The organism is Pseudomonas sp. Irchel 3E19 (assembly GCF_900187585.1).
Classification (GTDB): domain Bacteria; phylum Pseudomonadota; class Gammaproteobacteria; order Pseudomonadales; family Pseudomonadaceae; genus Aquipseudomonas; species Aquipseudomonas baetica.
In genome coordinates, this window is record NZ_FYDT01000043.1 from 20879 (window position 1) to 39918 (window position 19040).

The following is a 19040-nucleotide window of genomic DNA, read 5'->3' on the forward strand; positions in this document are numbered from 1 at the left end:
CGTTCTACCTCAGCTTCAGGGTGGCAAGGCCAACCAACACGAGAATCACGGTGATGATCCAGAAACGGACGATCACGCGCGGCTCGGGCCAGCCCTTGAGTTCAAAGTGGTGGTGTATCGGTGCCATGCGGAATACACGGCGACCGGTCAGCTTAAAGGACGCAACCTGAATGACGACTGACAGGGTTTCCATCACGAACACACCGCCCATGATGAACAGGACGATTTCCTGACGGACGATCACCGCGATGGTGCCCAAGGCTGCGCCGAGTGCCAGTGCACCGACGTCGCCCATGAAGACTTGTGCTGGATACGTGTTGAACCAGAGGAAGCCCAGACCGGCACCGATCAGCGCACCGCAGAACACGATCAGTTCGCCCGCGCCCGGTACATAAGGAATCAGCAGATATTCGGCGAATTTCACGTTACCCGACAGGTAGCAGAAAATGCCCAGGCCACCGCCGACCATCACGGTTGGCATGATCGCCAGACCGTCGAGGCCGTCAGTCAGGTTGACCGCGTTGCTCGAACCGACGATCACGAAGTAAGTCAGCACAATGAAGCCCAAGCCCAGCGGAATGCTGTAGTCCTTGAGCATCGGCAGGATCAGCGTGGTTTCCACCGGAGTAGCAGCAGTCATATAAAGGAAGATCGCCGCGCCGAGGCCGAACACCGACTGCCAGAAATACTTCCAGCGGCTCGGCAAGCCACGGGAGTTCTTCTCAATGACTTTACGGTAATCGTCGACCCAACCGATGGCGCCGAACAGCAGGGTCACCAGCAGCACGGTCCAGACATAACGGTTGCTCAGGTCAGCCCAGAGCAAGGTGCTGACGCCGATCGAAGACAGAATCAGCGCACCACCCATGGTCGGTGTGCCCGACTTGGACAGGTGCGATTGCGGGCCGTCGTTACGCACGGATTGACCGATCTGCCGGTTCTGCAAAGTGCGGATCATCCACGGGCCATAGCACAGCGACAAAACCAGCGCGGTCAGCACACCGAGGATCCCGCGCAGGGTCAGGTACTGGAAGACCGCGAAGCCTTTGTAGAACTGTTGCAGATACTCCGCTAACAGCAGCAGCATTAATGTTTCTCCAGACTGGACCCGCACAGAGCTGCAACGATGTTTTCCATCGCAGCACTGCGCGAACCCTTGATCAAAATGGTGGTGTTTGTGTCCTGCTCGGCGTCGAGGGCCTGGATCAGTTCGGCTTGCGTGCCGAAGTGATGCGCCTGTTCGCCGAAAGCGTTTACGGCGTGAACCATGTTCGGCCCAACGGCATAAAGCGCGGAAACCTTGCCCCGGGCGTACTCGCCCACGTCGCGGTGCCCCTGCTCCGCCCAATCGCCCAACTCGCCGATATCTCCGAGCACCAGGACGGTGCGGCCGGAAAAGCCGGCGAGTATATCAACGGCCGCGCACATTGAGGTGGGGTTTGCGTTGTAAGTGTCATCGATCACGCGCATACCGTTTTTCGCCAGTTGCGCAACGGTGCGCCCCTTGACCGGTTGCACGGCGCCAAGCCCGGTGGCGATGCCGAACAGCGACACGCCGAGGGCGAGAGCGGCGGCGGCAGCGGCCATGGCATTGGCAACGTTGTGGGTGCCGAGCAGGTTCAGTTGAACGTATTCGACACCTTCAGGTGTGTGCAGATTGAAGGCCGGGCAACCACGGGCATCGGTGCTCAGATCGCTGGCGTAGAAATCCGCCTGAGGATTGCTCAGGGCGAACGTCAGCACTTTGCGAGCGGCAGCGCGGGTCTTCCAGATACCGAAGGCCTTGTCATCAAGATTGAGCACAGCAACGCCATCCGCTGCCAGCCCATCGATGATTTCGCCCTTGGCTTCGACGATTTTTTCCGGGCCACCGAACTCACCGACGTGAGCGGTACCGGCATTGTTCAAGATCGCCACATGCGGTTTGGTCAGCCCGACGGTGTAGGCGATTTCGCCCAGACGCGAGGCACCCAGTTCGATCACGGCCGCCGTATGTTCCGGGGCCAGTTCGAGCAGAGTCAGTGGCGCGCCGAGGTCGTTGTTCAGATTGCCCCGAGTCGCCAGCACCGGACCGCGCGTGCGCAGGATGCTCGCGAGCATTTCCTTGACGGTGGTCTTGCCGCTGGAACCGGTGATCGCTGCCACTGGCTGAGTAAAGGCTGCGCGGTTCAAGGCACCCAGCTGGCCCAAGGCCTGACGGGTGTCCTTGACCAGCAATTGCGGCAAGGTGCTGTCGGCGACTTCACGCTCGACCAGCGCCGCCACGGCGCCTTTGCCGGCGACGTCATTCAGGTAATCGTGACCGTCGAAACGCGGGCCGGTCAACGCAATAAACAGTTGGCCCGGCTGGATCGCGCGGCTGTCGATGCTGACGCCGTCGAAGCTGGCATCGGCAGTGATCAAACGTGCGTCGAGTGCGTTGGTCAACTCGCTGAGTTTGAGGGCCTTAAGCATGGGCCACCTCCCAAGCGGTCAGCGCGTGATCGGCTTCGACCAGATCGGAGAAGGCATGGCGCTCACCGTTGATTTCCTGATAGTCCTCGTGACCCTTGCCGGCCAGGACGATCACGTCATCAGCCGAAGCACCGGCGATCAACTGCGCGATGGCCAGACCACGGCCAGCGACGAAAGTGACTTTATCCACAGCGGTGAAACCGGCGCGGATGTCATCGAAAATAACGGCCGGGTCTTCAGTACGCGGATTGTCATCGGTGACCAGCACTTGATCAGCCAGACGCTCGACCACTTCGGCCATCAACGGACGTTTGCCACGATCGCGATCACCGCCGCAGCCGAACAGGCACAGCAACTTGCCTTTGACGTGTGGGCGCAATGCCGTGAGAACTTTTTCCAGTGCATCCGGTGTGTGGGCGTAATCGACCACCACCAACGGCTGAGTGCCACCGCCAAGACGCTGCATGCGTCCGGCCGGGCCTTCGAGTTTCGGCAGGACCTTGAGAATTTCGTCGAGCGCGTAGTCCAGACCGAGCAAGGCGCCGACGGCGGCCAGTACGTTGCTCAGGTTAAAGCGCCCGAGCAAGGTGCTGCGCAGATGATGTTCGCCCTGCGGCGTCACCAGCGTGGCGCGCACGCCGTGGTCGTCGAACTGCGCCTCGCGGCAGAACAGGTAAGCACTGCTGTCGAGCAGGCTGTAGGTGATCAAGCGCGACTCACGTTTATCGGCGGCCAGTTGCCGGCCGAAATCGTCGTCGAGGTTGACCACGCGGCACTTCAAATCATTCCAGGCGAACAGCTTGGCCTTGGCCTCGGCGTAAGCCTCCATGGTGCCGTGATAATCCAGATGATCGCGGGACAGGTTGGTCATCACCGCCACGTCGAACGCCAGCGCGGTCACCCGGCCCTGATCCAGACCATGGGACGAGACTTCCATGGCCACGGCTTTCGCGCCGGCCTTTTTCAGGTCGCCCAGAGTCGCCTGTACGGCAATTGGATTGGGCGTGGTGTGCAGACCGCTTTGCAGTGCGCCATAGAAGCCGGAACCCAGGGTGCCGACAATGCCGCAATGCTGGCCGAGCAGATCCAATGCCTGCGCGACCAGTTGGGTCACGCTGGTTTTACCGTTGGTGCCGGTGACGCCGATCAAATTCAGATGATGGCTTGGTTCGCCGTAAAAACGCCCGGCGATATCTGACAACTGCGCCGCGAGCCCCTTGACCGGAATCAACGGCACATCAGTGATAGGCAGCACGGTGGCGCCTTCCACTTCATACGCCACCGCGGCAGCGCCGCGCGCCAATGCATCGGCAATGTGCGCACGGCCATCGAATTTGCCGCCCGGCACCGCGAGGAACAAATCACCTGCGCGTACGTTGCGGCTGTCCAGCGCCAATTCACGGATCAACAGATCGTGGCCGGCGTGGGGGAATATTTTGTTCAGACTTAATGACATCAGCCGCGCCCTCCATTGGCTTTCAGCGGAATGACCGGGGTGGCGTTGGCCTGTTGTGTGGTCGGCAGGTTGTCCGGGGTCACGTTCATCAGGCGCAAGGTTCCAGACATCACACGGCTGAATACCGGCGCCGATACCAGACCACCGAAGTAACCGGCCTTGGACGGTTCATCGATCACTACAACAATCGCGTAACGCGGATCGCTCATCGGGCCGAAACCGGCGAACAGCGAGCGGTACGAGTTTTCGGCGTAACCCTTGGTACCCACCGAAGTCTTGCGCGCAGTACCCGACTTGCCGGCCACGTGATACGCCGGCACCTGCGCGCGGAACACGCCGCGCGGAGCCTCGATCACTTGGGTCAACATGCCTTGCATGGTTTTCGCAACGGCTTCCGGCAGCACCTGAGTGGTCTGCGGTGCCTTGTCGGTTTTGATCAAGGTCAACGGCGCGAGACGACCGTTGTTGGCCAGGGCCGAAAACGCGTGAACCAGTTGAATCGCGGTCACGGAAATACCGTAGCCGTAGGACAGCGTCGCGGTTTCAGCCTTGCGCCAATCGCGGTAGTTCGGCAAGTTGCCGACACGTTCACCCGGGAAGCCGAGGCCGGTGTCCTGGCCCAGACCGACCTTCTGCGCGAGGCGGAAAATGGTTTCGCCGCCGATATCGAACGCGACCTTACTCATGCCGACGTTACTGGAATTGATCAGGATGCCGGTCAGGTCCAGCACCGGGCCTTCGGACCTCGAAACGTCCTTGATGGTGTATTTGCCGATCTGCAGCGTGCCTGGATAAACCTCGACGGTGTCGCTTGGTTTCCATCGACCGGTTTCGATCGCGGCGGCCATAGAGATGGCTTTCATGGTCGAACCCGGTTCGAACACGTCGATCATCGCGCGGTTACGCATCATCGCCGGTTGCAGGTTGCGACGGTTGTTCGGGTTGTAGGTCGGCTGGTTGACCATGGCGAGGATCTCGCCGGTCTTCACGTCCATGATCACCAGACTGCCGGCCTTCGCGCCGTTCTCGATGATCGCGTTACGCAGTTCGCGGTTGGCCAGATATTGCAGGCGCAGGTCAATGGACAACGCCAAGGGCTTACCGGCCTTGGCGTTTTTGGTGACCTGGACATCCTTGATCAGCCGACCGCGCCGATCCTTGATGACCTGCCGCTTGCCGGGTACGCCAGCGAGCCACTCGTCGTAAGCAAGTTCGACGCCTTCGCGACCGTGGTCGTCTATGTCGGTAAAGCCGACCATGTGCGCCGTGACTTCACCGGCCGGATAGAAGCGGCGGAATTCTTCGATGCCATAAACGCCCGGCACTTTAAGGTCGAGCACGGACTGGCCCTGCTCGGGAGTCAGCCCGCGCACCAGATAAATGAATTCTTTGTTGGCTTGCGCTTCGAGGCGCTCACTCAGGGCTTTCGGGTCCTGCCCCAGCGCGGCGGCCAGTGCTGGCCACTTCTCTTTGGCGGTCTGCATTTCCTTGGCGTTGGCCCACAGCGTGGTCACCGGCGTACTGACGGCCAAAGGCTCGCCGTTACGGTCGGTGATCAGACCGCGGTGCGCCGGAATCGGGATATGACGCAGACTGCGCGCGTCGCCCTGACCTTTAAGGAAGTCACGGTCAACCACTTGCAGGTCAATGATGCGCCAGCAGATCGCCGCAACCATCACGCCAAGCAGCGCGACCATCAGGCGGAAGCGCCATGGGAACAGTGCGCCTTCGAGTTTCATCATGGCGCCACCATCTTCACGTCAGCCGCGCCCGGGATTTTCATCTTCAGTTGTTCGGTGGCCAGCACTTCGATCCGGCTGTGCGCGGTCCAGGTGCTTTGCTCGAGAATCAGGCGACCCCACTCGGCCTGCGCCTTGTCGCGCACGCTGAGTTCGTTATAAAGATTGTTGAGCAACTGGCGGTTCCAGTGCGCGCTATAAGACACGCCAATGGCCGACACGAGCACGGCGACAAACAGCAGCAGCATGAAAAAGCTGCCGCCGGGCAGTGGCTTGGCGAAAAGCTTGCTCACCGCAGCTTCTCCGCGACGCGCATGACGGCGCTACGGGAACGTGGGTTGGCCTTGAGTTCGGCGTCGGAGGCCGTCTGCGCTTTGCCATGGACTTTGATTTTCGGTTCGAACGCCACGTGGCGAACCGGCAGGTTGCGCGGCAGGTTGTCGGCTTCGCCTTTCACCAGCTTGCGCATGAACAGTTTGACGATGCGGTCTTCCAGCGAGTGGAAGCTGATCACCACCAAACGGCCGCCAACTTCCAGAGCTTCCAGCGCGGCTTCGAGGCCGGCTTCCAGATCACCCAGTTCGTTGTTGACGTGAATGCGTAAACCCTGGAACGCACGGGTGGCCGGGTTCTTGCCCTTTTCCCACGCCGGGTTGGCGACTTTCAACACTTCAGCCAGATCAGCGGTGCGCTCGAAAGGGGTGATATCGCGACGCTCGGCGACGGCGCGAGCCATGCGCCCAGAGAAACGTTCCTCACCGTATTCCTTGAACACCCGGGCGATTTCTTCCACCGGCGCGGTGTTGACGAACTCGGCAGCGCTGATGCCACGGGACGGGTCCATGCGCATGTCCAGCGGGCCGTCGTTGAGGAAACTGAAACCGCGCTCAGCGTCGTCGAGCTGCGGCGAAGACACGCCGAGGTCGAGCAGGATGCCGCTGACCTTGCCGGCCAGACCGCGTTCGGCGACTTCCGAACCGAGTTCGGCAAAGCTGCGCTGCACAACGACAAAGCGGCCGTCTTCGGCCGCTAGCGTTTGCCCGGTGGCAATCGCTTGTGGATCTTTGTCGAAACCGATGAGTCGACCGTCGGTTCCAAGCTGGCTGAGGATCAACCGACTGTGCCCACCGCGCCCGAACGTGCCATCCAGATAGCAGCCATCAGGGCGTACGACGAGAGCCTCGACGGCTTCGTCAAGCAGTACGGTGATGTGGTTAAAGCCGCTATCAATAGTCACAGGATCAAATCACGCAGTTCATCAGGCATCGCGCCCGGTTGTTGAATGGCAGCAAGGTCAGCGGCAGATACCGCGTTCCATGCATCCTCGTCCCACAATTGGAACTTGTTCAGTTGGCCCACCAGCATCGCTTTCTTATCAAGCTTGGCGTATTCGCGCAGACGCGGTGGAACCAGAAAACGACCACTGCCATCGAGTTCGAGGTCGACGGCATTACCAATCAATAAACGCTGCAGGCGACGGTTCTCTTCGCGAAGCGAAGGAAGCGCGCGCAACTTGGTTTCAATAATTTCCCACTCGTCGAGCGGATAAACACAAAGACAAGGATCAACGGCATCAATGGTGACGATCAATTGGCCGGAACTACGCGAATCGAGCTCGTCACGGTACCGGCTCGGCATAGCGAGACGGCCCTTTGCATCGAGACTGATAGCGTTAGCTCCGCGAAACACGTCAGCGTTTCTCCAATTTTTATCGTTTTGAGCTCAAAAAACCCACTTCATGCCACTTTCCGCCACTTGCGCACACTATAGGAATGCGCCCACCACACCGTCAAGGCGCGGATTAAAGGAAAACCCTTACAGAACGGAGATTTAGGAGCATAAAAGGAGGCGTAACGAGAATCTGGCGGTGCCAACTGACCAATAACTTGATGCAGCACTGAAAGCTGCGCTCGAAAGTTAAAGTAATTTGTTAAGAGTAAGATTTTTTCGGTATTACAAAAGCGCTTCTGCTGTTGATTGAAGCAAGGTGGGAAATGGCTATTACTGCATTTGCCGCTGCCGAACTTTCAGCCCAGGCCTGCTGATCATACACAGCCCTGATGCCACAGATTCAAGCAGGGAAAGAAAAAGGTGGAGAGTCGATCTGTAAGCCGGGTTCTGTCTTGAACAGTCATTCGTCTACGATGGCCATCACTGGACATCTTTAGCAACCTACCCGGTCCCAGCGCGGGCCACGCCTTGGGACCCTATTTGGTCTTGCTCCAAGTGGGGTTTACCTAGCCACGAACTGTTGCCAGACGTGCGGTGCGCTCTTACCGCACCTTTTCACCCTTACCGGCGCCGAAGCGCTTAGGCGGTTATTTTCTGTGGCACTTTCCGTAGGCTCACGCCTCCCAGGCATTACCTGGCACTTCGCCCTATGGAGCCCGGACTTTCCTCCCCCCCCTAATTTTCATAGAGGGCAGCGACTGTCCGATCGACTCTCCGCCGCGAAGGTTAACGGCAGAGCGACCGAAGAACAAGCGCTAAAAGCCTCAAGACCGCTATGGGCGACGGCTTACACGTCTTTCTGCTTATCCAGCGCGACCTGATACAGCACGTTTTTGCGCTCACCGGTAATCTGCGCTGCGAGCGCTGCGGCACGCTTGAGCGGCATCTCTTCAAGCAACAGATTGAGGATGCGCATCGCCTCGCTGCTGACGGCGTCTTCGGACTCAGGCGCCGTCCAGCCTGCGACCAATACCACGCACTCACCGCGCTGTTGATTGCTGTCGGACTCGACGAACGCACGCAGTTCGGCCAAGGGCAGGCCCTTGAGCGTTTCGAAGGTTTTGGTTATCTCCCGAGCCAGCAAAGCCTGGCGCTCACCACCGAATACCGCCTCCATATCCTGCAGGCACTCGAGAATTCGATGCGGCGCCTCATAGAAGATCAGCGTGCGCGGTTCTTCTTTGACCGCTTCCAGACGCGCCTTGCGCCCGACCGACTTGGCCGGCAGGAAACCTTCAAAGATAAAGCGATCGGACGGCAAGCCTGCCGCCGACAACGCGGCGATCAAGGCACAAGCGCCAGGCACCGGCACCACGTTGATTCCGGCGGCACGGGCCTGACGGACCAGGTGATAGCCCGGATCGGAAATCAGCGGCGTACCGGCATCGGAAATCAGTGCGACGTTGTCACCCGCCAGCAAACGGGTAATAAAACGGCTACCTTCATCTCTTTCGTTATGCTCATGGCAAGCAGCCAACGGCGTGGAAATACCGAAGTGCTGCATCAGTCGCTGGGAGTGACGCGTGTCTTCGGCAGCGATCAGCGCCACCTCCCGAAGGATTTTCAGTGCCCGGGCACTGATGTCGTCCAGGTTGCCGATGGGCGTCGCCACCACATAAAGCGAGCCAGCAGCGGAATTCAAAGGACCTGGAGCAGTCAAAGCGCACACCTCATGATCGGTAAAAGCCAGCATTGTAACGCGTCACGAGGCTTGCGATGCGCTCTGCCCGCCCATGGTTTTGCGCGCAGTTGTGCGGCTCCGCAACATTTACTCCAGCTAAATTGACCGATTCACGCCAGTAACATCGCGCCCCGGCCAGTGCTTGGGTACAATTCCACGCTAATTTGATCGAGTATCAGGAACACTTACATGATCGCTTGCCTGCGGCTGTTCACTGCCCTCTGCCTCGCTGCCTTGTTGGCGGCTTGCGCCAGCTCCCCTTCCTCCAGCCTTGGCGAACTTCCACGGACTCCGGATGCCAGCATCGAGCAACTGCTCGAACAGGCTAGCCAGGCTAAAACCCCGGAAAAAGCCGCCCTGTTGCGCTTGAGCGCAGCAGATCTGGCTTATCGCCAGGGCAATGCCGGGCAGTCCGCGCAAATCCTGCAACAGGTGCCCATCGAGCAACTCAAGCCGGGGCAGCAGATTTTCGCCAACACCCTGGCCGCCGAACTGGCCATGACCCGCAATCAGCCGAAAGCCGCGCTGACCGCCCTGAGCCACCCAAGCCTGCAAAAACTGGGTGAGATGCCGCAAGAGCAACAGGTTCGCACCGGCACCGTGCACGCCCGTGCCCTGGAAGCCGATGGCCAGACGCTGGCGGCAGCCCGCGAGCGCATCTTCATTGCGCCGATGCTGCAAGGCGAAGCCGCGAGCAAGAACCATGAAGCGATCTGGACCTTGATCGCCTCCCTGCCAACTGACCAATTGCAACCAAACACCAGCGACGACCTCGGCGGCTGGATGGCTTTGGCACAAGCCGTGAAAACCGCTGGCACGCTGGAACAACAGCAAGCCGCGATCGATACCTGGCGCGCGCAGAACCCAAAACACCCGGCCGCCATCAACCTGCCGCTACCGCTGACCAAACTCAAGGAACTGGCCAGCCAGCCGCTGAGCAAAATCGCCTTGCTGCTGCCACAAGACGGCCAGCTGGCTGCGGTCGGTAAAGCGCTGCGTGAAGGCTTCATGGCTGCGCACTATCAGGCCCAACAGGCTGGGCAAAAGCCGCCAGCCATCGTGTTCTATGACAGCTCGAAACTGACTTCGATGGACGAGCTCTACCGCAAGGCCCAGGCTGACGGTGTGCAACTGGTTGTCGGCCCACTGGAAAAACCCCTGGTCAAGCAATTGAGCACCCGCCTGCAACTGCCGATCACCACGCTGGCGCTGAACTACAGCGAAGGCGATCAAGGCCCGGCGCAGTTGTTCCAGTTTGGCCTGGCAGCTGAAGACGAAGCCCGTGAAGTCTCCCGTCGCGCCCGCGCCGATGGCCTGCACCGCGCAGCCATCATGGTGCCGAAAGGCGAATGGGGCGACCGCGTGCTGCGCGCCTTCAGCCAGGACTGGCAAGCCAATGGCGGCAGCATCGTTGCCACCGAACGTGTTGATCAGCCCGTGCAACTGGCGCAACAAATCGCCGACATGTTCCAGCTGCGCCAGAGTGAAGCCCGCGCCAAGAGCCTGCAAAACGCTGCCGGCACCAATGTCGCCGCACAGCCTTCGCGTCGCCAGGACATCGAGTTCATCTTTCTCGCTGCCACTCCACAACAAGCACAGCAGATCAAGCCGACTCTGAACTTCCAGTACGCCGGTGACGTGCCCGTTTATGCGACCTCGCACGTTTACAGCGCTAGCGGCGACGTGAACCAGTACAACGACATGAACGGCATCCGCTTCTGCGAAACCCCGTGGTTGCTGGAAGCCAATGATCCGTTGCGCCAGCAAGTCACGGCACAGTGGCCACAAGCTGCCGGCAGCCTTGGCCGCCTGTACGCCATGGGCGTCGACGCTTACCGTCTGGCACCGCGTCTGGGCCAACTCAAAGCCCTGCCGGACAGCCGCATCGAAGGTCAGTCGGGTAGCCTCGGCATGACCCAGACCCAGCGTGTTGTACGCCAGTTGCCTTGGGCGCAGTTTGTCAGCGGTCAGATTCAACGTCTGCCGGATACCCCGCGCTGATGCCCGACAGGTCACGCTCGCAAAGCGGTAAAGATGCCGAGCGCCAAGCGCTCGAGCATCTGCAGAAACAAGGTCTGCGCCTGCTGGCGCAGAACTGGTTATGCAAACGCGGCGAGCTTGATCTGGTCATGCTTGATGGCGATACAGTAGTATTCGTTGAAGTTCGCTACAGAAAAAACACTCAATGGGGTGGCGCGCTCGCTAGCATCAATGAGCGCAAGCAGCAGAAACTGATTTTCGCTGCGCAGTATTTTCTTCAGCGCGAGTCGCGTTGGGCCAATTCCCCCTGCCGCTTCGACGTGGTGGCCATCGACAGCCACCCGAGTCAGCTGAACTGGTTGCAGAATGCTTTCGACAGTTGATCTGCTGCCAATCCGGACTTTTTCATCCGACAAATTTTGCTCTTTGCTTTGCGGGCTGCACATTCACGTGCCGAACAGCCGCGCTACTTAAGGTCACACAGATGGACATGCAATCCCGAATTCGCCAGCTTTTCCAGGCCAGTATCGACACCAAGCAACAGGCGATGGACGTACTTGCACCGCACATCGAGCAAGCCAGCCAGATCATGGTCAATGCCCTGCTCAACGAAGGCAAAATGCTTTCGTGCGGCAACGGCGGCTCGGCCGGCGACGCCCAGCACTTTTCCTCCGAGCTGCTCAATCGTTTTGAGCGCGAGCGCCCAAGCCTGCCCGCTCTCGCCCTGACCACCGACACCTCGACGATCACCTCGATCGCCAATGACTACAGCTACAACGAAGTGTTCTCCAAGCAGATACGCGCGCTCGGCCAGCCGGGCGATGTATTGCTGGCGATTTCGACCAGCGGTAACTCGGCGAACATTATTCAAGCGATCCAGGCCGCACATGATCGCGAAATGATTGTCGTAGCTTTGACTGGACGCGATGGCGGCGGCATGGCGTCGCTGCTGTTGCCCGAGGACGTCGAAATTCGCGTACCGGCCAACGTCACTGCACGTATTCAGGAAGTCCACTTGCTGGTGATCCATTGCCTCTGCGATCTGATCGACAGCCAACTGTTCGGGAGTGAAGAATGACCTCTAATCGCCTAGGCCTTCTGGCCTTGACCCTGTGCCTCGGTATCAGCGGCTGCACCTCGGTAGTAAATGCCAGCCGCGAAGCGCCGATTGAAGACGACCGCGGCACCCGCACCTTCGGCAGCAAGATCGACGACTCGCTGATCGAAACCAAAGTGGGCGTGAACGTGGCCAAAGCCGATCCGGCGCTGGACAACGATTCGCACATCGTCGTCACCAGCTTCAACGGTGTCGTCCTGCTGGCTGGCCAGACGCCCCGTGAAGACCTCAAGGCCAAGGCCGAACAGGCCGCTGCCAACGTGCAGCGCGTGAAGAAGGTACACAACGAACTGCAAGTGCTGCAGCCCTCCTCCCTGCTGGCCCGCCAGAACGATGCGTGGCTGACCACCAAGATCAAGACCCAGATGCTCACCGACGCCAGCATTCCCGGCTCGCGCATCAAGGTCGTGACCGAGAACGGTATTGTCTATCTGCTGGGCCTGCTGACCAAGCAGGAAGCCACTCAGGCAACCAACCTGGTTCAGGGCGTTTCTGGTGTGCAGAAGATTGTGAAGCTGTTCGAATACATCGACTGACGACACCCATGCAGGATAAGGCAATAAAAAAGGCGATCCATCAGGATCGCCTTTTTTTTATTTCACCACTTTCAGACTTGGCCGGCCGCTTGGGCGCGGTGGCTCGCTGTCCGGTGGCGGCAGATCATCATCCGGTTCGATATCGTCTTCGTCATCCATCGGCGACTCGATATCGAACACCATGCCCTGACCGTTCTCCCGGGCATAAATACCCAGGATCGCGCTGATCGGCACGTACAGACTGTGCGGAACACCACCGAAGCGACCTTCGAAGGTCACCACGTCGTTGTCCATATGCAAGTGGCGCACGGCACTAGGCGAGATGTTCAGGACAATCTGCCCGTCGCTGGCAAAACCCTGTGGCACTTGCACCGCCGGGTATTCGGAATTGACCAGCATGTGCGGGGTGCAATCGTTATCCACAATCCACTCGTAGAGCGCGCGGACCAGATAAGGTCGACTGGAGTTCATAGCGGCTCCTTAAGCCTTAGCGCATATCGCGTTCGACACCAGACAGACTCGCCTGGAAAGCCTCACGCGCAAACTGGCGCTCCATATAATCAAGCAGCGGCTTGGCCGGCCGCGGCAGTTCAATACCCAGAATCGGCAAACGCCAGAGTATTGGCAATAGGCAGCAATCCACCAGACTTTGTTCCTCACTGAGGAAAAACGGCTTGTCGGCAAACAGCGGCGACACGCCCGTCAGGCTTTCACGCAATTCCTTGCGCGCCACGACTCGCGCGGCCTCTTTGGACTTCGGATCAAGAATCAGATCCACCAGACCACACCAGTCGCGCTGAATACGGTGAATCAGCAGACGACTGTTGGCACGCGCCACCGGATAAACCGGCATCAACGGCGGGTGCGGGTAACGCTCATCCAGATATTCCATCACCACGGTCGACTCCCACAACGCCAAGTCGCGATCGACCAGCGTGGGCAGGCTTCCGTAAGGGTTCACCTCAATCAGTTTAGGCGGCTGGCGACCAGCTTCCACGTAAATGATTTCGGCGCTGACACCCTTCTCTGCAAGCACGATGCGCACTCGGTGGGAATAGTGGTCGGCGGGGTCGGAGTAACAGGCCAACCGATTGGTCACGCCCATGGCGATCCTCCTCGCTTGTTGAAATTATCGGAACCGGAAAAACGCGCGCGCCCAGAGGGCGCCTCCCGCAACACCTGGCTGGCCAGACGTTGCGCTATTGGAGACGCCCTTGGGCGCGCGCGATTAACAGCAATGCTTGAAGCGTATCAGTGCACGTCTTTCCAGTATTCACGCTTGAGCAGGTAGGCGAACACAAAGAAGAACGCCAGGTACAGCAAGACGTAAGTACCGATGCGCTGATGTTGCAGCTTAACCGGGTTAGCCGAGTAAGCCAGGAAGGTTACCAGATTCTTGACCTTCTCATCGAACTGCTCTTCGTTAAGAGCACCGGTTTTCGGCACGATGGTCAACTGATCGCACGCTTCATGTGTCAACGGCGTACCGGTCAGCGGATCATATTGCTTCTTGCCGTCTTCGACGATCTGCACCTGCTTGCAACCCACCACCTGTCGACCTTGCAGGCCGACCAGCACGTTAGGCATACCGACGTTCGGGAAAACCTTGTTGTTCACGCCCCACGGACGCGCCGGATCTTCGTAGAACGACTTCAGGTAACCGTACAGCCAGTCAGTGCCACGCACGCGTGCCACCAGCGTCAGATCCGGTGGCGCAGCGCCAAACCAGGTCTTGGCGTCGGCCGGTTGCATGCCGATGTTCATGTGATCACCGATCTTGGCCCCCGTGAACACAAGCTTCTCCAGCATCAGCTCATGCGGCACACCGAGATCATCGGCAACCCGCTCGTAACGCTGGAACTTGGCACTGTGGCAACCCATGCAGTAGTTGGCAAAAGTGCGCGCACCATCTTGCAGGGCAGCCTTGTCGGAAACGTCGATGTCGACCTTTTCCAGCTCTGGACCACCATGTTCAGCGGCGAAGGACAGCACAGGCAGCGCAGCAAAAATCAGAGCAAAAAATAACTTTTTCATCAGCCAGTCACCCTTTCCGGAACCGGTTTGGTCTTCTCGAGCCTGGTGTAGAACGGCATCAGAATGAAGTAGGCGAAGTACAGGAAGGTGCAGACCTGCGACAACAAGGTTCGCTCCGGCGTCGGGGCTAACACACCCAGAATGCCGAGGATGACGAACGAAACGCAGAACACCAGCAGCCAGATTTTGCTCATCCAGCCTTTGTAGCGCATCGACTTGACCGGGCTGCGGTCGAGCCATGGCAGGACAAACAGCACCGCAATCGCCGCGCCCATGGCGATAACGCCCATGAGTTTGTCCGGGATCGCCCGCAGAATCGCGTAGAACGGTGTGAAATACCAAACCGGCGCAATGTGCTCAGGTGTCTTGAACGGGTTGGCCGGTTCAAAGTTTGGTTTTTCGAGGAAGTAGCCGCCCATTTCCGGGAAGAAGAACACAATAAAACAGAAGATGAACAGGAACACCACGACACCGACAATGTCTTTCACGGTGTAGTAAGGGTGGAAGGCAATGCCATCCAGCGGGATGCCGTTTTCGTCTTTGTGCTTCTTGATATCGACGCCGTCAGGGTTGTTCGAGCCGACTTCGTGCAGCGCCAGAATGTGCAACACCACCAGACCGAGAATCACGATCGGCAGGGCCACGACGTGCAAGGCAAAGAAGCGGTTCAGGGTGATCCCCGAGATCAGGTAGTCACCACGAATCCACTGCGTCAGGTCGTTGCCGATGACTGGAATCGCGCCAAACAGCGAGATGATCACCTGGGCGCCCCAGTAGGACATCTGGCCCCACGGCAGCAGATACCCCATGAATGCTTCAGCCATCAGCGCCAGATAAATCAGCATACCGAATACCCAGACCAGCTCACGCGGCTTCTGGTACGAACCGTAGAGCAAGCCACGGAACATGTGCAGATAGACCACGATGAAGAACGCCGAAGCGCCGGTTGAGTGCAACAGACGCAGGATCGAGCCGTACTCGACGTCGCGCATGATGTATTCGACGGAAGCGAACGCTTCTTCTGCCGACGGCGTGTAGCTCATCGTCAGCCAGACACCGGTGACGATCTGGTTAACCAGGACCAGCAGCGCCAGCGAGCCGAAGAAATAGAAGAAGTTGAAGTTTTTTGGAGCGTAATACTTGCTGAGATGGTCTTCCCACATTTTGGTCGCAGGGAAGCGCGCATCCACCCAATCCATGAACTTGCTCATCACGCTTTCTCCGTATCGACGCCAATGACAATCAGGTCATCGGTCTCATAGGAATGCGGGGGAACTGGCAGGTTCAAAGGCGCAGGTTGCGACTTGTAGACGCGGCCAGCCAGATCGTAGTGGGAACCGTGGCAAGGGCAGAAATAACCCCCTACCCAGTCTTTACCCAGATCCGCAGGTGCCACCTCGGGACGGAAGGTCGGTGAGCAACCCAAGTGCGTGCAGATCCCGATCAGCAGGAGAATTTCCGGCTTGATCGATCGCACTTCAGGGTCGACATAGGTGGGTTGCGTGGAGTTTTTGGAGGTTGGATCGGAGAGCTGGCCCTCGATCTTCTTGAGATTCCCCAGGATTTCCGCAGTACGGCGGACAATGAACACCGGCTGGCCGCGCCACTCAGCAATCATCTGCTGTCCTGGCTCGATCTTGCTGACATTCACTTTCACCGGTGCACCGGCGGCTTTCGCCTTGGCACTGGGAAACCATGACCCCACGAACGGGACCGCAGCCCCCACCGCTCCTGCAGCACCCACCACGGATGTGGCTGCTACCAAGAAGCGACGCCGGCCTGCATTCACGCCGTCATTGCTCATTCAGTCCTCTCCCATCAGCTTTTGTGGCCTGTTAAATCAGGCATCTACTAAATAAATCAATGTTACTTATAAAAATTTTGCCGAGATGGTAATGAAAAGCCCCAATTCTGACAAGGGAATTACCCGGAGCTCTTACCCTCAAGCCTTGCAGTATAGGGGGTCTACGAATGTGGCAAGTTGTCACAGCGCAATTCTTTTGATAAATCGCAGGCATAAAAAAACGCCCGGTTCCGTGAGGAATCGGGCGTTCTTTTTGAACGTGGAAGCGAAATTAACGCTTCGAGTACTGCGGACGCTTACGCGCTTTACGCAGACCAACTTTCTTACGTTCAACTTCACGGGCGTCGCGAGTAACGAAGCCAGCTTTGCGCAGAGCGCCACGCAGGGTTTCGTCGTAGTCCATCAGAGCGCGAGTGATGCCGTGGCGGATTGCGCCAGCTTGACCACTTACACCACCACCGATCACGGTGACGTAGATGTCGAACTTCTCGACAGTCTCGGTCAGCTCCAGCGGCTGACGAACTACCATGCGGGCAGTTTCGCGGCCAAAGAAGTTATCCAGCGAACGGTTGTTGATGGAGATGTTACCAGTACCCGGACGCAGGAAAACGCGTGCGGTTGCGGTCTTGCGACGGCCAGTGCCGTAATTTTGAGTCGCCGACATAATGTACTATTCCGTTAAAACTTCAGTTCTTGGGGCTGCTGAGCAGTATGTGGGTGTGCAGCGCCCGCATAGACTTTCAGCTTACGGTACATGTCGCGACCCAGTGGGTTTTTAGGCAGCATGCCTTTAACCGCGGTCTCGATCACGCGCTCAGGGGCTTTAGCGATCAGCTTTTCAAAGTTGATCGACTTGATGCCGCCCGGGAAACCGGAGTGGGAGTAGTACATTTTGTCAGTGGTTTTAGCGCCGGTAACACGGATCTGCTCAGCGTTGATTACGACGATGTAGTCGCCGGTGTCAACGTGAGGAGTGTACTCAGGCTTGTGCTTGCCACGCAGACGGCTCGCGATTTCGGTGGCCAGACGACCCAGGGTCTGACCAGCAGCGTCGACGACAAACCAGTCGCGCTTTACTGTTTCCGGTTTAGCAGTAAAAGTTTTCATTCTTTATAGCCTCAGGGGCCGCCCTGTAAATTAGACGGCGGATCTTACTGAATAGTGCGTACTTTGACAAGTCAAAGGCAGCCGGATACAGACGCTTTCGGGGGCTCGGGTCGGCGCGTCCGTTCAACGGCAAGATTCTTCGGCGGCGGCGCATCACTTCCACTGCAGAAAGAGGTCGGCAATTATGCAGATTGCGAAAAATAATTCAACCTGCTTTTATGATTGTTTTGCCCAAGGAGCACCTGATGGACTATCGCCAGCTAGGCCGTACCGACCTGAACGTGAGTGCAATCTGCCTCGGCACCATGACCTGGGGCGAGCAAAACACTGAAGCTGAAGCCTTCGCGCAGATAGAACGGGCCAAAGAGGCCGGGATCAATTTCATCGACACTGCCGAGATGTATCCGGTGCCACCGAAAGCTGACACCTACGCCACCACAGAGCGCTACATCGGCAATTATTTCAAAAGCCGTGGCGATCGCGCCGACTGGATCCTTGCCAGCAAAATCGCCGGCCCCGGCAACACCATCGACTACATCCGCGACAAAAACCTGCGCCACAATCGCCAGCACATCACCGAAGCGGTAGATGCCAGCCTCAAGCGCCTGCAAACCGACTACATCGACCTCTACCAGTTGCACTGGCCGGAGCGCAGCACCAACTTTTTCGGACAGCTGGGCTACAAACACAAGATCGAAGCCAACCTCACGCCGCTCGAAGACACCCTCGAAGCGCTCGATGAGCAGGTGAAGGCCGGCAAGATCCGCCATATCGGCCTGTCCAACGAAACACCGTGGGGCACCATGCGCTTCCTCGCCCTGGCCGAAGCCCGTGGCTGGCCGCGTGCGGTGTCGATCCAGAACCCCTACAACCTGCTCAACCGCAGCTTTGAAGTCGGTCTGGCGGAAATCGCCATCCGTGAACAGTGCGGCCTGCTCGCCTATTCGCCACTGGCGTTCGGTTTCCTCTCGGGCAAGTACGAAGGTGGCGCGCGCCCACCGAAGGGCCGCCTGAGTCTCTACAGCCGCTTCAGCCGCTACTTCAATCCACAATCGGAAGCAGCGTGCAGCCGTTACGTGGCGCTGGCGCGTGAACATGGCCTGGACCCAGCGCAAATGGCGCTGGCGTTCGTGACTCAGCAACCGTTCGTCACCAGCAACATCATTGGTGCGACGACGCTTGCGCAACTGGACAGCAATATTGCCAGTTTTGATCTGAGGCTATCCGATGAAGTGCTGGCGGGGATCGAGGCGATTCACAAGGATCATCCGAACCCGGCGCCTTGATCAGCCGCTAAAAGCTTCGCGAGCAGGCTCGCACACAGGTACGGTGATCCCCTGTGGGAGCGAGCTCGTGAAGAGGCCAATCGGAGCGTCCCCGGCGGCGTTCCCACGCAGAGCG

20 protein-coding genes and 1 other RNA gene are annotated in these 19040 nt (G+C 58.7%); 5 read left to right on the plus strand and 16 right to left on the minus strand.

Going from position 1 to position 19040, the window contains the following annotated elements; translation table 11 throughout:
* Positions 1–4: 4 nt before the first annotated feature.
* The 9 genes from mraY to rsmI all read right to left on the minus strand — a co-directional run bounded on the left by mraY (position 5) and on the right by rsmI (position 9073).
* Complete coding sequence (gene mraY, locus CKW18_RS22465) at positions 5–1087, minus strand: phospho-N-acetylmuramoyl-pentapeptide-transferase (protein WP_095190812.1); 1083 nt, start codon at positions 1085–1087, stop codon at positions 5–7.
* Entirely contained in the window at positions 1087–2454 is a 1368-nt protein-coding gene (gene murF / locus CKW18_RS22470) for a UDP-N-acetylmuramoyl-tripeptide--D-alanyl-D-alanine ligase (protein ID WP_095190813.1), read from the minus strand. Before murF ends, mraY begins: the two co-directional genes overlap by 1 nt.
* Positions 2447–3910: a UDP-N-acetylmuramoyl-L-alanyl-D-glutamate--2,6-diaminopimelate ligase gene (locus CKW18_RS22475; RefSeq protein ID WP_095190814.1), complete on the minus strand. Its 1464-nt coding sequence runs from the start codon at positions 3908–3910 to the stop codon at positions 2447–2449. The genes murF and CKW18_RS22475 overlap by 8 nt, the downstream gene beginning before the upstream one ends.
* Positions 3910–5649 carry a penicillin-binding protein 2 gene (locus CKW18_RS22480; RefSeq protein ID WP_170947305.1) on the minus strand — a complete coding sequence of 580 codons (1740 nt, stop codon included), beginning with the start codon at positions 5647–5649 and terminating at the stop codon, positions 3910–3912. The genes CKW18_RS22475 and CKW18_RS22480 overlap by 1 nt, the downstream gene beginning before the upstream one ends.
* Positions 5649–5942 (minus strand): cell division protein FtsL, encoded by a 294-nt coding sequence (gene ftsL / locus CKW18_RS22485; RefSeq protein WP_095190816.1) that lies wholly within the window; start codon positions 5940–5942, stop codon positions 5649–5651. The genes CKW18_RS22480 and ftsL overlap by 1 nt, the downstream gene beginning before the upstream one ends.
* Positions 5939–6886 (minus strand): 16S rRNA (cytosine(1402)-N(4))-methyltransferase RsmH, encoded by a 948-nt coding sequence (gene rsmH, locus CKW18_RS22490; protein ID WP_371857644.1) that lies wholly within the window; start codon positions 6884–6886, stop codon positions 5939–5941. The genes ftsL and rsmH overlap by 4 nt, the downstream gene beginning before the upstream one ends.
* On the minus strand, positions 6883–7338 hold the full coding sequence (mraZ, locus tag CKW18_RS22495; RefSeq protein WP_042560992.1) for a division/cell wall cluster transcriptional repressor MraZ: 456 nt from the start codon (positions 7336–7338) through the stop codon (positions 6883–6885). Before mraZ ends, rsmH begins: the two co-directional genes overlap by 4 nt.
* Positions 7339–7740: 402 nt before the next feature.
* Positions 7741–8094, minus strand: an RNA gene (gene rnpB / locus CKW18_RS22500) — RNase P RNA component class A.
* Between the two features lie 73 nt (positions 8095–8167).
* Positions 8168–9073: a 16S rRNA (cytidine(1402)-2'-O)-methyltransferase gene (rsmI, locus tag CKW18_RS22505; RefSeq protein ID WP_095190817.1), complete on the minus strand. Its 906-nt coding sequence runs from the start codon at positions 9071–9073 to the stop codon at positions 8168–8170.
* Positions 9074–9250: 177 nt separating this feature from the next.
* On the opposite strand from rsmI, the gene CKW18_RS22510 reads away from it, so the two are divergent.
* The 4 genes from CKW18_RS22510 to CKW18_RS22525 all read left to right on the plus strand — a co-directional run bounded on the left by CKW18_RS22510 (position 9251) and on the right by CKW18_RS22525 (position 12694).
* A complete protein-coding gene (locus CKW18_RS22510) occupies positions 9251–11062 on the plus strand; it encodes a penicillin-binding protein activator (RefSeq protein WP_095190818.1) in 1812 nt (603 codons plus the stop codon).
* Positions 11062–11424, plus strand: coding sequence for a YraN family protein (locus tag CKW18_RS22515; protein ID WP_095190819.1), 363 nt, complete (start codon positions 11062–11064; stop codon positions 11422–11424). The genes CKW18_RS22510 and CKW18_RS22515 overlap by 1 nt, the downstream gene beginning before the upstream one ends.
* Before the next feature lie 101 nt (positions 11425–11525).
* Entirely contained in the window at positions 11526–12119 is a 594-nt protein-coding gene (locus CKW18_RS22520) for a phosphoheptose isomerase (protein ID WP_095190820.1), read from the plus strand.
* Positions 12116–12694 carry a BON domain-containing protein gene (locus tag CKW18_RS22525; protein WP_095190821.1) on the plus strand — a complete coding sequence of 193 codons (579 nt, stop codon included), beginning with the start codon at positions 12116–12118 and terminating at the stop codon, positions 12692–12694. The genes CKW18_RS22520 and CKW18_RS22525 overlap by 4 nt, the downstream gene beginning before the upstream one ends.
* A 57-nt stretch (positions 12695–12751) precedes the next feature.
* Here CKW18_RS22525 and CKW18_RS22530 read toward each other — a convergent pair whose 3' ends face one another.
* The 7 genes from CKW18_RS22530 to rplM all read right to left on the minus strand — a co-directional run bounded on the left by CKW18_RS22530 (position 12752) and on the right by rplM (position 17639).
* Positions 12752–13165, minus strand: a complete 414-nt coding sequence (locus CKW18_RS22530) for a ClpXP protease specificity-enhancing factor (RefSeq protein WP_016985146.1) — start codon at positions 13163–13165, stop codon at positions 12752–12754.
* 16 nt (positions 13166–13181) lie between these two features.
* The gene (locus CKW18_RS22535; protein ID WP_007961620.1) at positions 13182–13799 is read right to left on the minus strand and encodes a glutathione S-transferase N-terminal domain-containing protein; all 618 of its coding nucleotides are present in this window, start codon (positions 13797–13799) and stop codon (positions 13182–13184) included.
* Positions 13800–13945: 146 nt separating this feature from the next.
* Positions 13946–14728: a cytochrome c1 gene (locus CKW18_RS22540; protein ID WP_095190822.1), complete on the minus strand. Its 783-nt coding sequence runs from the start codon at positions 14726–14728 to the stop codon at positions 13946–13948.
* On the minus strand, positions 14728–15939 hold the full coding sequence (locus CKW18_RS22545) for a cytochrome bc complex cytochrome b subunit (protein WP_095190823.1): 1212 nt from the start codon (positions 15937–15939) through the stop codon (positions 14728–14730). Before CKW18_RS22545 ends, CKW18_RS22540 begins: the two co-directional genes overlap by 1 nt.
* Complete coding sequence (petA, locus tag CKW18_RS22550; protein ID WP_003228055.1) at positions 15939–16532, minus strand: ubiquinol-cytochrome c reductase iron-sulfur subunit; 594 nt, start codon at positions 16530–16532, stop codon at positions 15939–15941. The genes CKW18_RS22545 and petA overlap by 1 nt, the downstream gene beginning before the upstream one ends.
* Positions 16533–16803: 271 nt before the next feature.
* Positions 16804–17196, minus strand: a complete 393-nt coding sequence (gene rpsI / locus CKW18_RS22555; RefSeq protein ID WP_003205364.1) for a 30S ribosomal protein S9 — start codon at positions 17194–17196, stop codon at positions 16804–16806.
* Positions 17197–17210: 14 nt separating this feature from the next.
* Positions 17211–17639, minus strand: coding sequence for a 50S ribosomal protein L13 (gene rplM, locus CKW18_RS22560; protein ID WP_007917032.1), 429 nt, complete (start codon positions 17637–17639; stop codon positions 17211–17213).
* Between the two features lie 245 nt (positions 17640–17884).
* Here rplM and CKW18_RS22565 point away from each other — a divergent pair, with 245 nt between their 5' ends.
* Positions 17885–18925: an NADP(H)-dependent aldo-keto reductase gene (locus tag CKW18_RS22565; RefSeq protein WP_095190824.1), complete on the plus strand. Its 1041-nt coding sequence runs from the start codon at positions 17885–17887 to the stop codon at positions 18923–18925.
* The last annotated feature ends 115 nt before the right edge of the window (positions 18926–19040 follow it).

Coding starts and splice junctions, on each gene's coding strand:
- rplM (WP_007917032.1), bottom strand. CDS start 17,639: ATGAAAACTTTTACTGCTAAACCGGAAACAGTAAAGCGCGACTGGTTT.
- CKW18_RS22520 (WP_095190820.1), top strand. CDS start 11,526: ATGGACATGCAATCCCGAATTCGCCAGCTTTTCCAGGCCAGTATCGAC.
- CKW18_RS22540 (WP_095190822.1), bottom strand. CDS start 14,728: ATGAAAAAGTTATTTTTTGCTCTGATTTTTGCTGCGCTGCCTGTGCTG.
- CKW18_RS22525 (WP_095190821.1), top strand. CDS start 12,116: ATGACCTCTAATCGCCTAGGCCTTCTGGCCTTGACCCTGTGCCTCGGT.
- mraY (WP_095190812.1), bottom strand. CDS start 1,087: ATGCTGCTGCTGTTAGCGGAGTATCTGCAACAGTTCTACAAAGGCTTC.
- CKW18_RS22565 (WP_095190824.1), top strand. CDS start 17,885: ATGGACTATCGCCAGCTAGGCCGTACCGACCTGAACGTGAGTGCAATC.
- CKW18_RS22530 (WP_016985146.1), bottom strand. CDS start 13,165: ATGAACTCCAGTCGACCTTATCTGGTCCGCGCGCTCTACGAGTGGATT.
- petA (WP_003228055.1), bottom strand. CDS start 16,532: ATGAGCAATGACGGCGTGAATGCAGGCCGGCGTCGCTTCTTGGTAGCA.
- CKW18_RS22480 (WP_170947305.1), bottom strand. CDS start 5,649: ATGAAACTCGAAGGCGCACTGTTCCCATGGCGCTTCCGCCTGATGGTC.
- CKW18_RS22510 (WP_095190818.1), top strand. CDS start 9,251: ATGATCGCTTGCCTGCGGCTGTTCACTGCCCTCTGCCTCGCTGCCTTG.
- CKW18_RS22515 (WP_095190819.1), top strand. CDS start 11,062: ATGCCCGACAGGTCACGCTCGCAAAGCGGTAAAGATGCCGAGCGCCAA.
- CKW18_RS22535 (WP_007961620.1), bottom strand. CDS start 13,799: ATGGGCGTGACCAATCGGTTGGCCTGTTACTCCGACCCCGCCGACCAC.
- murF (WP_095190813.1), bottom strand. CDS start 2,454: ATGCTTAAGGCCCTCAAACTCAGCGAGTTGACCAACGCACTCGACGCA.
- rsmI (WP_095190817.1), bottom strand. CDS start 9,073: ATGCTGGCTTTTACCGATCATGAGGTGTGCGCTTTGACTGCTCCAGGT.
- rpsI (WP_003205364.1), bottom strand. CDS start 17,196: ATGTCGGCGACTCAAAATTACGGCACTGGCCGTCGCAAGACCGCAACC.
- CKW18_RS22475 (WP_095190814.1), bottom strand. CDS start 3,910: ATGTCATTAAGTCTGAACAAAATATTCCCCCACGCCGGCCACGATCTG.
- CKW18_RS22545 (WP_095190823.1), bottom strand. CDS start 15,939: ATGAGCAAGTTCATGGATTGGGTGGATGCGCGCTTCCCTGCGACCAAA.